This window comes from Pseudomonas sp. GW456-E7 (assembly GCF_059424105.1).
In genome coordinates this window covers 22,095-35,479 of record NZ_JBWKZB010000031.1, presented here as the reverse complement: position 1 = coordinate 35,479, position 13,385 = coordinate 22,095, and the positions used below count along the sequence as shown (strand labels likewise).

Here is a 13,385-nt window from a genome sequence, read left to right as displayed (position 1 = left end):
ATGAGTGATCAAATCCGGCAATGGCAGGCACTGGCCGAACAGCAAGGGCTATCGCTAGCCAATTACTTGCTGGAGACCCTGGGCAAGGCACCCGAGCAATTGCAGACGCTTGCCACCCGGCTGGGCTTAAAGGCCATCGAGCCGCCGGATCTCGCCAACCACTGGCGCTTCGACCTCCTGCCACTGCCCCAGGCGCTGATCCATCAGGTGCTGGTGGTGGACTGGCAAGGTGAACCTTGTCTGGTTTTGGGGGATCCGTTTTCACTGGCCAGCCGTCGCTGGATTCAGTCTTCGAAAACGTTGCAGCCACTGCCACTGGCCATGAGCTTGCCGGGTGCGGTGAAAGAGCAGTTGACCCTCGCCGAAACCAGCCAACGGGTCATGCAACCCTTCGGCGAAGACGACGAAAATGCCCGAGTCATGGAGACCGCCCAGGAAATATCCCTGAGCAGCATCGCCCTCGACGACAACCCGGTGGTGCGCCTGGTCAACTCGATGTTGTTCGATGCCCTGCAAAGTCGCGCCAGCGATATTCACGTCGAAACCACGCCTCAGGGTCTGGAGATCAAGTACCGCATCGACGGCGTACTGCAAAAGATGGGACAGGCCGCCGGGCTGGACATGGCCGAGCAGTCACTGTCGCGAATCAAGGTCTTGTCAGAGCTGGATATCGGCGAACGACGGGTGCCTCAGGACGGTCGTTTCAAAGCCAGAATTCAGGCTCGCGAGGTGGATTTCCGGGTATCGATCATGCCCAGTATCCACGGGGAAGATGCCGTGCTGCGCATCCTCGACAAGTCGCAGCGGGGGGAATCGCTGAGCCTCGATGCCCTGGGGCTGGCCGCCGATACCATCGAGCGTATCCGCGCCCTCGCCAGCGAACCCTACGGCATGTTGCTGGTGACGGGACCGACCGGCAGCGGTAAGTCCACCACTCTGTATGCCGCCTTGTCGGAGACCAACACCGGCGAGAAAAAAATCATCACCATCGAGGACCCGGTGGAGTACGAGTTACCGGGCGTGTTGCAAATTCCAGTCAATGACAAAAAGGGTCTGACCTTCGCCCGCGGTCTGCGCTCGATTCTGCGCCATGACCCGGACACGATTCTGGTGGGGGAGATCCGCGACGGCGAGACGGCCGGCATTGCCGTGCAGGCTGCCCTGACCGGGCACTTGGTGATGTCATCGGTGCATGCCAACAGCGCCTTCAGCGTACTGGAGCGATTTATCTACATGGACGTGGAGCCGGCCAGCTTTGTCGAGGCGCTGAACGGCGTGGTCGCACAACGACTGGTACGACGCATATGCGAAGAATGCGCTGTGGAAGTCGAGCCCGACGCCGAGCTGACGCGACTTGCGAAGCTCTCGCACCTGCACTTGAAGAAAGGCCGCTACCGGATCGGCAAAGGTTGTGAAGCCTGCCGCCATACCGGCTATCGCGGGCGATTGGCCCTGGCCGAAGTGTTGGCTGTCACCGACAGCATCAAGGAGGGATTGCTGCAACGCAGTTCGGCGTCTGCCCTGCGAGAGTTGGCGCAGCAATCCGGCCACCTGTTTATCCGCGATATCGCACTGGCGAGCGCTGCCGCCGGTCACACCACACTCAAGGAAATTCACCGTGTCATCTCTCTGTATTGAGCATGTGGTGTTGCTGCACAGCTCCGGCGCCACCTGGGCTGCTCGCCCCCGCTGGAAAACGGGACCCGTCTGGCGCAGTCACCAGGATGGCGAGCCCCTGGGTGCTTGCGCCACCCTGCTGGAGCAGGCACCACGAGGACGACTACGTTATCTGGACCGGGTCACGGTGCTGCTCGGTTTTCCACACGTGCATTACTGGATGCTGCCTTGGCAGGCCGGCCTGTACAGCCTGGCCGATTGGCAAGGTTACGCCCGGGCGAGCTTCAACCAGCAGACCGGCATTGACCCGCTCCCTTGGCAGGTGCAGGTTGCCCACGCTGGCTTCGGTCACAGCTGCCTTGCGGTGGCCATCCCTCTGGACCTTTTGGAAGACTTGCGCAGCCTGTTCAAACTCAAGGCCCTGCCCCTGGGAACCTGTGCACCTTTGTTGACGGCAGCCCTGCAGCATTACCGCATACAGTTGCCTGGCGACTGTGTGTTGGCGGTGCCTGAAGCCCGCGCCCTCGGTTGCATATACATGCAAAATGGGGCAATCAGCCAGGTCTGTTTGATACACACCGCTCCCGACAGCCTTTTGAGCGATAACCTGTTCACCGCAAACCTGCTGGTTGAACAACACGCACCCGCATCCTTTGTCGCCACCCCTCGCCCCATTGAGCCTCCAGAACACTGGCTGGGACCACCCCACCCCTGGTTGATGGAGCCGGCACCATGAATCTGCAGAACCGCTGGCAACGCCTGCGGGCTGCGCGCTCGCCGATGATCGATTTCCTGCACCCCGGCACCACCCGCCGCCCCCTTGTGGCATTGCTCTGGCTGATCACCCTGATGGTGATGTTCACGACGTGGGAACACTGGCAACAGATGCAGCATCAGCAGCGACAGACCGACGAACTGGAGCAGCAATTCATCCAGTTGGCCCGACAACAGGAACAACTGATTCAAGCGGCCATCCACCTCTCGCCCGAGCAAAAAGAACAGCTGGTGATCTTCAGCCAGCAAGCAGTCACGCCTTTCCCACTGCTCGATGCCTTGGGCCAGGCATGGTCCAGCGACATAGCCCTGACTCATCTGGAGGTGAATACCCAAGCCCAACTGTTGAACCTGGAACTGGAAGCTCGGGTACTGGGCGACGCGTTTCGCTTTGTCGAGCGGCTCAAGGACCTGGAGGGTGTTCACGTGAGCCTGCAACAAAGCAACCGCAAGACCAACGATCCGGCACGGCCGGTGCTGGTCAAGCTTACCCTTGGCGGCGGGTAGGCCGTGATGAAGCGTCTGACTCGTCAGCTTCCCGGCCTCGCTCAATGGCTACCACGCCTGCGCTGGCGGTTGGTGCACTGGCAGCAGACTCTCGGTTTCTGGGGTGTGCTCGCCATTGGGGCCATGGCCGGCACACTGGTGATCAAACTGACACTGATTGCCCCGTCCCTTGAGCAGGACGCCCTGCGTCGCCAGGAGCTGCAGGCAGCTATCGCCGAACGCCCTCAAGACGTGCAGGTCACTGAGCCGGCAGTGGTAGAAAAACTACCCAGTGCCCAGGCCTTCGCCATTCGCCTGGAAAAGATCCTGACGCTCATTCAGCAACAGGGTTTCAGTATCGATCAGACCACCCTTTCCTACTCCACGCCGGGCGATAGCGAACTTCAACGCCTGGACATCGAAATCCCTCTGGCCGGGACTTATCCAGCCTTACGTCAGGCCTTGGCCGCCGTGGTGCAAGAGCCGGCGGTACGTATCGAAAACCTCAGGCTGGAGCGCAAGGCGATCGACGCTGCACAACTGACCATCAACCTCAAATTAAGCGTATTGGGGGTGATTGAATGAAAGTGCCACTCTATTTGCGGATCTTGCTGCTGCTCACCCTGTTCGGTTGCGGCTGGTTGTTCTGGGAGGATCAGACGGGCAGTCCCGACACGCCAGCATCCCCCGCCGCAGTCGCGCCCGGAGTGCCCACCCCTCCTGCGCCTGAGCCAAAGAACACACGAGTGGCTGAACCCGGCACCGTGGTGGACGTGTTCCCGATACAAACCTGGCAGCCACCTCCTGCGCCCTCGGTCGTCAGCAACCCGATACCGACACCGCCACCACTGCCGTTCGTTGTCAGTGCGCAATGGCGCTATCAAAACCAGGCCAAGATCGTCGTGCTCAGAGGCAACGGCAACCATTACACCTTGTGCAACCAATGCACGGTACCAGGCCGGATTCGGCCTGGCGGCATGCTCGACAAAGACTACCGACTGGACAAATTGACTGACACCCGCGTGGTGCTGACGTACTTGCCCATGAAGCACGTCAGCACTTTACACCTGGGTACCTACCCGTGACGGGACAAAGAGAACGCTCATGTCAACGCGCACATTAGTTCATTGCAGCTTTGGATTGATCCTGCTGACCGGTTGCGAGACGCAACGCGCCATCGAGCAAAGCGACGAACTGCGCCAGAAAGGACAGATCGTGGATTCGGTAGAACTGCTGCAAGCCGAAGCCAAGGAAAATCCCGAAGACGTGCGCTTGCGCACCGCCAACTTCAGCAAGCTGGAAATACTGGTCGCCCAATACAGCCGCGAGGCCAGTGCCGCGTTGATGCGCGGTGATGACGCCGCGGCCATCGCGGCGATGCAAACCATCCTCAAGTACGACCCCGGCAACCTCGGCGCCCGCCAGGAAATCCAGAGCATCCAGATGATGACGCAACTGCGCCCGCAATTGGCTCGGGCTTTTGCGATCAAAGACAGTAACCCGGTAGAAGCCCTCTACCTGGTGCGCCAGATCATCGCGCAAAAACCCAACTATCGTGCGGCCCTGGAGCTGCGCAATGCCCTGACCCGCGAGCTGGTGAGTGCCGACAACCTGAGCCCCGACCTCAGTGAAGCCATGCGCAAACCCGTGAGCCTGGAATTCAGTTCCCAGAGCCTGGCGGCGATCTTCGAGACCATCGCCCGCGTGTCCGGGGTCAACTTCGTCATCGACAAGGACGTGAACCCCAATGCCGCCGCCAGCATGACCGCCACCAAAACCACCCCTGAAGATGCACTCAACCTGCTGCTGGCAACCCAGCAACTGCAGAAGAAAATCCTCAACGCCAACACCATCCTGGTGTACCCCTCACGGCCGGAAAAAGATCGCGAATACCGTGAGCTGGCGGTGCGCACCTTCTACCTGAGCCACAGCGACCCGAAGCTGATCGCCGCCGAAATCAAACAGTTGCTCAAGCCCAAGGAAGTACTGGTGGACGAACGCCTCAATGCAGTGATTGTGCGCGATGGTCTCGACACGTTGAGCGCCGTCGAAAAGCTGGTGGAGGCCATCGACATCGCCCAGTCGGAAGTGACCGTTGATATTCAGGTGCTCGAAGTCAGCCTGGCGGACGAACAGAACCTGGGGATCGCCTACCCGGAAAGCATCGGCCTGTCGGTGGGCAACTTTGCCAACTTGCCTGAAGGTCTCGCCGGCACGCCCATCAGCGCATTGCGGGGGATCAATGGCGATAACATTTTGCTGGACACCGGGAGTACTTCAGCACGAATCAACCTGCTACAACGCAGCGGTAACACCGTGACGCTGGCCAACCCAAGGGTTCGGGTGAAAAACCGCGAGAAGGCTCAGGTCAATATCGGTGACAAGATCCCCGTCATCACTACCACTACCGCCAACCAGATCAGCACCTCGTCAGTGAGCTATCAGGACGTGGGTCTGAAAATCGAAGTGCAGCCCAATATCAGCCTGGCCGACGAAATCACTCTCGATCTGTTTGTAGAAATGAGCCACATCACCAAACGTATCCCTGGTTCGGAAAATGTTCCGGCCACCTTTGAGCTGGGATCCCGTTCCACCAAGACCATGCTGACGGCACGCAACAATGAAACCCAGGTGGTCTCAGGGCTGATCCGCACGGCAGACATTGATGAGGGGTCTGGCTTGCCATGGCTGAGCAATATCCCCTGGCTAGGCAAAACCTTGTTCGGTACCAACCTGGGCACCCAGCAGAAGACCGAAATCATCCTGCTGCTCACCCCCCGAATCGAACGCAATCTGGATCTGCCGATCTCCCAGGTCAGCACCTTCCACAGCGGCACCGAGGCGCGCAGTTCCACCGAAGGGATGATCCTGCGTGATACGAGCAATAGCCTCACACTCAAATCCAGTGGCGGCTCCAGCACCCTGAGTGCACCGCTGCCACCACCGATGCAGCAACCGGATGCCACCTGGCAGCCGTTGCCCCCACCGGTGGAACAGCAAGCGGCACCGCCGACGGTGCCACCACCCGTACAGGTGGCACCCACTCCTGCGGCCTCTGTTCCACAAACACCCTAGAACGAATCCGGGTAAGGGCTTGCTCGCCAGCACTCTGCTTGCGCTGTTTTCAAACCAGCGAACCACGCCCTCTTCGATCAGCAGCTTGAGAGTGGCCTGTGCATGAGATAAGCGTCTCCCGTGACGCGGATCATCGGGTGAGGTGTGACCCGACAGGTCTTGATGATTGTGAAGCCGTGCCTTTCATAGAAACGCCGGGCACCGGTATTGGCGGCATAGTCGATCAGGCTCAGGCCATTGAGCCCCAGTCGGTCGGCCCGTTCTTGAGCATGGGCGAGAAACTGCATGCCCAGCCCCCGGTTACGCCAGCCTTCATGCAGGGCCAGGCTGGAGATATACAGGGTGTCGGGCACTTCCATGTCGGCATAAGGCGCCAGTACCGGGTCGGTCGTCGGCACCGCCAGTGGATCGTGGCGCATCGCGTAACTGTGCATCATGCCAATGACCTGGCCATCGGCCTCGGCAATCAGGCAGTTCTGGTAGGAAAAATCCACGCTGTCGCGGGCATACCGAATGGCGCCGACATCCAACAGATCCTGGCCGGGTTCTGCGATCTGACTCCAGATGTAATCTGAAGCGCCCTCGGATGAAATCTGAAACAACCGCGCAATCTCACGCGCATCCGCGCGCACTGCCGAACGAAATTCAACTGCCATTGTTTTTTCTCTGCCAGATTTATCCGATCCACATGCAGGAGCTGCCGCAGGCTGCGATCTTTTGACCTTGATTATTAAAAACAAGATCAACAGATCGCAGCCTGCGGCAGCTCCTACAGAAAGCGTTAGCGGACCACACCTTCTTCAATCAGCAATTTGAGGATGGCCTCGGCGCCGGCCTGGGCCGTCACGCCTTTGAGCACCTGCCCGCCCCCACCACTGGCCTTGGCCGTCGCGGCTTTCATGCGGTCGGCGCCGCTCTTGGCCTTGATCACTTTCAGGCGCTTGGGCCGTGGTTTGGCCGGTTGCAGGCTGGCGACTGCAAGCAGTTCATCATCGACGACTTCAACGTCCTGCGCTTGCAGCACGCCGCGTCGGGCCGGGCCATATGCGCTCTGGCGAGGCTTGGGCGCGGCGTTGTCCACCGTTGCCAGAAACGGCAGGCGCACCTTCAGCCGACGACGTTGACCGCGCGGCAAGGCTTGCAGCACCAGCGCCGAACCGCCATCGATGGACTCGACCTGTGCCAGCCCCACCACCAGCGGCCAGCCCAGGCTTTCAGCCAGCAGGAAGGGCAACATGCCCGAGCCTTCACCGGTTTCCGCCTGGCTGCCGGTCAATACCACCTGAGCACCGGCATCGCGCAGATACTCGGTCAGTGCCGGCAGCGCATCGGCACCCTCGGGTTGCTCAAGCACATGCAACTGTTCGAGGCCCATGCCCAGGTAAGCGCGCAGCGCAGGCTCGGCGATGTCGCCGGCATGCAGCACCTGCAAGTTATCCCCAGCCAGTTGCAGGCCCAGTTCCACCGCCCGCGCATCCTGTTCCGCGCGACGCGGCCGACCGGACGTCGGGTGGGCGCCGATGGACACCAGGCTGATGATTTTCGTGCTCATAACCCTTTCCTTCCCTTAAGCCGCATCGCGCTTGGCGTCGTTGCGGTAAGCCTCTACCGCTTCGATCAAGGCTTGAAGAATCTCCGCACTCTCGCCGATCACCGAGAGGTCGGCACGCTTGATCATGTCGCAGCCAGGGTCGAGGTTGATCGCCACCACCTTGTCGCAGGCACCGATGCCCTGCAGGTGCTGGATCGCCCCGGAAATCCCCACGGCCACATAGACCCGTGCAGTCACCCAGGTACCGGATGCCCCGACCTGACGGTCGCGGGCCATGAAGCCGTCGTCCACCGCCACCCGCGATGCGCCTTCGGTCGCGCCAAGGGCTTCGGCGGTCCTGTGGAAAAGGCCCCAGTCCTTGACCCCGTTGCCGCCGGAGAAAATGAACTCGGCCTCGGCCATCGGAATCGCGGCCGGGTCCACCGCTACCGCACCCAGGTCTTCAATCCGCGACAGGCTGCGCGCCACGGTTGTGGATAACTCCACCGGCAACGCTTCATGACGGGTTTCACTGACCGGTTCGGCGCACTCGGCAGCCGCCAGAATCAAGCGCGCCAACGGACGGGCAAGGTCTTGCAGACCGGCACCGGCGCGGCCGATGCACTCCTGATCCTTGACCTGCCAGACCCGTGTGGCCGGGCGTTCGCCCAGGGCGGCGGCAAAGCGCCGACCCAGTTCCCCGCCACCGGTGCGACTGTCCGGCAACAACCAGTGACGCGGGCTGAACTGGTTATCCACAGCCCGCAAGCCCTGGACCCGTTGCTCCGGTGCATAACCGTTGAATGCTTCGCCTTCCAACACCAGCAGGCGGTCGACGCCCGCCGTGGCAAAAGCGCTTTCCTTGTGCTCGCCGAACACCACGGCCAGCACCGCGCCGTCCTTGCCGGCCAGTTGATGGGCCAGGCCCAGCAGGTCGCGGTCGTGACTGCTCAAGCGGCCACCGACCATGTCCGGCACCACGCTGATGTAAAACGCCGGCGCGGCCACCTGATGCAATGGCAATTGCACTTCAACCGCGGCTGAACGTTTAGTCGTCCCGCCCTGCTGGGCGCCGCTGCGGTCGATGCGCTTGATGCCATTGGGACCGATAAAGCCAATGCCATGGGGATTCTTGCGGATGACACCGTTAGGCCCCATCCAGCTGTGCTGCGCCGGTTGCATGGCCGCGTGCAATGGATGCAGACGGTTGCGGGCGATCCATTCGGCCCGAGGGTCGCGGCGAATAATGTCGCTCATCAGTGGGCCTCCGCAGGTTCGCGCTTGACGGGTGTCTTGGCGGGCGCGGCGTCATCGAGCAACGCGTCGGCCACCAGTTCGGCGATGTCCTTGATCAGCGGTCGGGGTTCGACCACGCCTTCGAGCATCGCGGTGCACTGTGGACAACCCACGGCCACCAGTTCGGCACCGGTTTCGCGGATGTCTTCCATGCGCATGTCAGGAATGCGTTGCTTGCCCGGAATGTCGGTGATCGGCGCACCGCCGCCACCGCCGCAGCAGCGGGAGCGGAAACCGGAACGTTGCATCTCTTTCACTTCGATCCCCAGCGCGCGCAGCACCTGGCGCGGCGCCTCGTATTCGCCGTTGTAGCGGCCGAGGTAGCACGGATCGTGGTAAGTCACGCTGTCACCTTTGTGCTGACCGAGGTTCAGCGCGCCAGCATCGATGATTTCCGCCATGTAGGTGCTGTGGTGCTGCACCAGGTAGTTGCCGTCGAAGGCGCCGTACTCGTTTTTCAGCACGTGGAAGCTGTGCGGATCGCAGGTGACGATGCGGTTGAAGCTGTACTTGGCCAGGGTCTGGATGTTGCGCTTGGCCAGCAATTGGAACGTTGCTTCATCGCCCAGGCGCCGGGCCACGTCACCGCTGTCGCGTTCTTCGAGGCCGAGCACGGCGAAGTCGATTTTCGCCGCCTTGAGCACTTTGACGAAGGCGCGCAGGGTGCGCTGGTTGCGCATGTCGAAGGCGCCGTCGCCAACCCAGAACAGCACGTCGGTGGATTTCTTTTCGCTGAGCAGGTTGAGGTTCAAGTCCGCCGCCCAGTTCATCCGCCCGCCTGGCGCAAAGCCGCCCGGGTTGTCGGTGGCGATCAGGTTTTCCAGGACTTCGGCACCCTTGTTCGGGGTCGCGCCCTTTTCCAGGGTCAGGTGACGGCGCATGTCGACGATGGCATCGACGTGCTCGATCATCATCGGGCACTCCTCGACGCAGGCGCGGCAAGTCGTGCACGACCACAGGGTCTCGGCGTCCACCAGTCCGTTGACGATCGGTTGATGCGGATTCCCAGCGTGCTCTCCAATCGCTTTGCCGGGATAGGGGCTGCCAGCGAATTTGGCATCGGTGCCACCGGCCAGGCCGACGACCATGTCCTGAATCAGTTTTTTCGGGTTCAACGGCTGGCCGGCGGCGAAGGCCGGGCACGCGGCTTCGCATTTACCGCACTGCACGCAGGCATCGAAGCCGAGCAATTGGTTCCAGGTGAAATCCTTGGGTTTTTCCACGCCCAATGGCGCACTCAGGTCGCTAAGATCCAGCGGCTTCAAACCGGTGGAACGGCCGCCACCAAAGCGCTCGGCGCGGCGGTGCCAGGCCAAGTGCAAGGCGCCGGCAAAGGCGTGCTTCATCGGCCCGCCCCAGGTCATGCCGAAGAACAGTTCCGACACGCCCCACAACACGCCAACCCCGAGAATCGCTGCCAACAGCCAGCCGCCGAAGTTTTCCGGGAGGATGCCCGCCACCGGCAGGGTCAACAGGAAGAACGAGGTCGAGAACGCCAGCAGGCTTTTCGGCAGGCGCATCCATGGGCCTTTCGACAGACGCGACGGTGGGTTGCGCCGACGCAGGTAAACGAAGATCGCGCCGACGAACATCACCGCCGACATCAGCAGCAGCGCATAGCCGAGGAAGCGGTTATGCAGGCCGAAACCATGCACCAGAATCGCCAACACGATGGACGCCACCGCACCGCCGGCCGTGGCGACGTGGGTGTTGGCAATGTATTTGTCCCGCGCCACCACATGGTGCAAGTCGACCATGTAGCGCTTGGGCATGGCGAACAGGCCGCCGATCAGGTCGACTTTCGAAGCCCGGCCCCGGCGCCACATGGCCACCCGCCGCAACGCGCCCAGGACACCAAGGCCCAGGGCTGCGAACAACAGGATTGGAAGAAGGGTGTTCAACATGGTGAAGCTCCCACAGGGTCAAGTGCAGCCTTTAGAAATCCTTGCACAACCGCAGCGCGTCATAGATCGCCGCGTGCACGTTACGCTGGGCCACGCAGTCACCAATGCGGAACAGCAGGTAGCCGTCGCCGCTCTGTTCCAGGCAAGGTTGCGGCTTGATCGCGAACAAGGCTTCGACGTCGATCTGGCCTTTGTTGCGCGAGCCTTCCTTCAGCGCGTAGTAGATTTCTTCGTCCGGACGCACGCCGTTTTCCACGACCACCTGGTCAACCACCCGCTCCTCTTTGGCGCCGGTGTATTCGTTTTCCAGTACCGCTACGAGCTTGTCGCCTTCGCGGTAGACCTTCTCCAGCATCATGTCGCCGGTCATGATCACTTCTTTCGGGTACATGCTGCGGTAGTAAGTCGGGAACGATGTACCCCCGATGGCCACGCCCGGCTTGATGTCGTCGGTAACGATCTCGACCTGGCTGCCCTTGTCCGCGATGAAGTCAGCGGTCGACATGCCGGTGAACTCGCAAATGGTGTCGTAGACCAGCACGTTCTTGCCCGGTGCAACCTTGCCGTCGAGGATGTCCCAGCTGCTGACCACCAGGCCTTCAGCCGCGCCCCAGTGTTCGTTCTGCTCGATGAACGGATGACCGCCGACAGCCAGCACCACCACGTCCGGACGCAGGTCCATGATGGTTGGCGCGTCAGCCGCGGTGCCCAGGCGCAGGTCGACTTTCAACCGTGCCAGTTCCAGTTGATACCAGCGGGTGATACCGGCGATCTGGTCCCGTTGCGGGGCTTTCGATGCGGTGGTGATCTGCCCGCCGATGAACTCCTTTTTCTCGAACAGGGTCACGTCGTGGCCACGCTCGGCGGCCACGCGGGCGGCCTCCATCCCGGCAGGACCGGCACCGACCACCACCACCTTGCGCTTCACGCCAGTGGTTTTTTCGATGATGTGCGGCAGACCCATGTATTCACGAGAAGTCGCGGCGTTCTGAATGCACAGCACATCCAGGCCCTGATACTGACGGTCGATGCAGTAGTTGGCACCGACGCATTGCTTGATCTGGTCGATCTGGCCCATCTTGATCTTGGCGATCAGGTGCGGGTCGGCGATGTGCGCGCGGGTCATGCCGACCATGTCGACGTAACCGCCTTCCAGGATACGGGTGGCCTGGTTCGGGTCCTTGATGTTCTGCGCGTGCAGCACTGGAACCTTGACCACTTCCTTGATGCCGGCCGCCAGGTGCAGGAACGGCTCCGGCGGATAACTCATGTTCGGAATCACGTTGGCCAGGGTGTTGTGGGTGTCGCAACCCGAACCTACGACGCCGATGAAGTCGAGCATGCCGGTGTCGTCGTAATACTTGGCGATCTGCTTCATGTCTTCGTGGGACAGGCCGTCCGGGTGGAACTCGTCACCACAGATGCGCATGCCCACGCAGAAATCGTCACCGACCTCGGCGCGTACGGCTTTCAAGACTTCCAGACCGAACTTCATCCGGCCTTCGAAGGTGCCGCCCCATTCGTCGGTACGCTTGTTGACCCGCGGGCTCCAGAACTGGTCGATCATGTGCTGGTGCACCGCCGACAGCTCGACACCGTCCAGGCCACCGGCCTTGGCGCGGCGAGCCGCTTGAGCGTAGTTACCGATCACCCGCCAGATTTCCTCCGGCTCGATGGTTTTGCAAGTGGCACGGTGCACCGGCTCGCGCACACCCGACGGCGACATCAGCGTCGGCCAGTTGAAGCCGTCCCAACGCGAGCGACGGCCCATGTGGGTAATCTGGATCATGATCTTGGCGCCGTGCTTGTGCATGGCATCGGCCAGATTCTGGAAGTGCGGAATGATGCGGTCGGTGGACAGGTTGACCGAACTCCACCACTCCTGCGGGCTGTCGATGGCCACCACGGACGAACCGCCGCAAATCGCCAGGCCGATCCCGCCCTTGGCTTTCTCTTCGTAATACTTGACGTACCGATCGGTGGTCATGCCGCCGTCGGTGGCATAAACCTCGGCGTGCGCGGTGCTGAGCACGCGGTTACGGATGGTCAGTTTGCCGATCTGGATCGGCTGGAACATTGCTTCGAAAGCCATGGCGGGTTCCTCGACTTACAACGGCTTGACGATGAACAAGCCGTCTTCGTGGCCCTCTTCGGAGCCACCGTAGACTTGCTCGGCCACGGTGCGGATCTTGCTGCCGCGAGCGGCGAGGATCTGGTCCATCGCGCCGGCAAACCAGCCAGTGAACATGTAGTCGACCTTGCGCCCGACCTTGCCGTACACGTAGACGAACGCCGAGTGTTCGAGCTTGACGCTGGCGGTGCCTTTGTCGAGGTCGATGTCCTGGATCTTGAACAGGCCCCAGCCGCGCTGCGAAAGACGCTTCATGTAGTGCTCGAACACCGCGACGCCTTCCAGGCCATGGCATTCGGCTTCTTTTTCACACCAGTGCCAGGCGGACTTGTAGCCGGCCTTGTAGAGAATTTCAGCATAGGCTTCAGCGCCCAGCACTTCCTCGATGCCCATGTGGTTGTTGACGAAGAAATGCCGTGGCACATACAGCATCGGCAGGGCGTCGGACGTCCAGACACCGGTCTCGCTGTCGACTTCGATTGGCAATTGCGGGGCGATCTTGGCCATGGAAACTTAACTCCAGAAAAATTTTGGTGTTGCCCCCGGCGCGGGCGGCCGGGGGAAAGGATTC

At 61.4% G+C, this 13,385-nt stretch carries 12 protein-coding genes; 6 read left to right on the top strand and 6 right to left on the bottom strand.

The genetic code is table 11. The annotated features are described in order from the left end of the window. Genes AC07YV_RS19420 through AC07YV_RS19395 form a run of 6 tightly spaced genes read left to right on the top strand, consistent with a single transcriptional unit; the run spans position 1 to position 5,952 of the window. Positions 1-1,638: a GspE/PulE family protein gene (locus AC07YV_RS19420; protein WP_102700701.1), complete on the top strand. Its 1,638-nt coding sequence runs from the start codon at positions 1-3 to the stop codon at positions 1,636-1,638. Further along, positions 1,619-2,353, top strand: coding sequence for a hypothetical protein (locus AC07YV_RS19415; protein WP_494990341.1), 735 nt, complete (start codon positions 1,619-1,621; stop codon positions 2,351-2,353). Before AC07YV_RS19420 ends, AC07YV_RS19415 begins: the two co-directional genes overlap by 20 nt. Continuing rightward, entirely contained in the window at positions 2,350-2,898 is a 549-nt protein-coding gene (locus tag AC07YV_RS19410; RefSeq protein ID WP_102700699.1) for a hypothetical protein, read from the top strand. Before AC07YV_RS19415 ends, AC07YV_RS19410 begins: the two co-directional genes overlap by 4 nt. 6 nt (positions 2,899-2,904) lie before the next feature. Continuing rightward, positions 2,905-3,462: a GspMb/PilO family protein gene (locus tag AC07YV_RS19405; protein WP_102700698.1), complete on the top strand. Its 558-nt coding sequence runs from the start codon at positions 2,905-2,907 to the stop codon at positions 3,460-3,462. Further along, complete coding sequence (locus tag AC07YV_RS19400) at positions 3,459-3,962, top strand: hypothetical protein (protein ID WP_102700697.1); 504 nt, start codon at positions 3,459-3,461, stop codon at positions 3,960-3,962. Before AC07YV_RS19405 ends, AC07YV_RS19400 begins: the two co-directional genes overlap by 4 nt. A 19-nt stretch (positions 3,963-3,981) precedes the next feature. Continuing rightward, positions 3,982-5,952 carry a secretin GspD/PilQ domain-containing protein gene (locus tag AC07YV_RS19395; RefSeq protein WP_102700696.1) on the top strand — a complete coding sequence of 657 codons (1,971 nt, stop codon included), beginning with the start codon at positions 3,982-3,984 and terminating at the stop codon, positions 5,950-5,952. Positions 5,953-6,029: 77 nt separating this feature from the next. Here AC07YV_RS19395 and AC07YV_RS19390 read toward each other — a convergent pair whose 3' ends face one another. From AC07YV_RS19390 to AC07YV_RS19365, 6 genes are all read right to left on the bottom strand, one after another. Beyond that, positions 6,030-6,608: a GNAT family N-acetyltransferase gene (locus AC07YV_RS19390; RefSeq protein WP_102700695.1), complete on the bottom strand. Its 579-nt coding sequence runs from the start codon at positions 6,606-6,608 to the stop codon at positions 6,030-6,032. A 125-nt stretch (positions 6,609-6,733) separates the two neighbouring features. Further along, positions 6,734-7,504, bottom strand: a complete 771-nt coding sequence (gene etfB / locus AC07YV_RS19385) for an electron transfer flavoprotein subunit beta (protein ID WP_102674517.1) — start codon at positions 7,502-7,504, stop codon at positions 6,734-6,736. Positions 7,505-7,519: 15 nt separating this feature from the next. Beyond that, positions 7,520-8,740, bottom strand: a complete 1,221-nt coding sequence (etfA, locus tag AC07YV_RS19380; RefSeq protein WP_102700694.1) for an electron transfer flavoprotein subunit alpha — start codon at positions 8,738-8,740, stop codon at positions 7,520-7,522. Beyond that, positions 8,740-10,683: a dimethylglycine demethylation protein DgcB gene (dgcB, locus tag AC07YV_RS19375; protein WP_102700693.1), complete on the bottom strand. Its 1,944-nt coding sequence runs from the start codon at positions 10,681-10,683 to the stop codon at positions 8,740-8,742. The genes etfA and dgcB overlap by 1 nt, the downstream gene beginning before the upstream one ends. A gap of 31 nt (positions 10,684-10,714) precedes the next feature. Next, positions 10,715-12,775, bottom strand: a complete 2,061-nt coding sequence (gene dgcA / locus AC07YV_RS19370; protein WP_007975506.1) for a dimethylglycine demethylation protein DgcA — start codon at positions 12,773-12,775, stop codon at positions 10,715-10,717. A 15-nt stretch (positions 12,776-12,790) separates the two neighbouring features. Continuing rightward, entirely contained in the window at positions 12,791-13,321 is a 531-nt protein-coding gene (locus tag AC07YV_RS19365; protein ID WP_007975505.1) for a DUF5943 domain-containing protein, read from the bottom strand. Between the last annotated feature and the right edge of the window lie 64 nt (positions 13,322-13,385).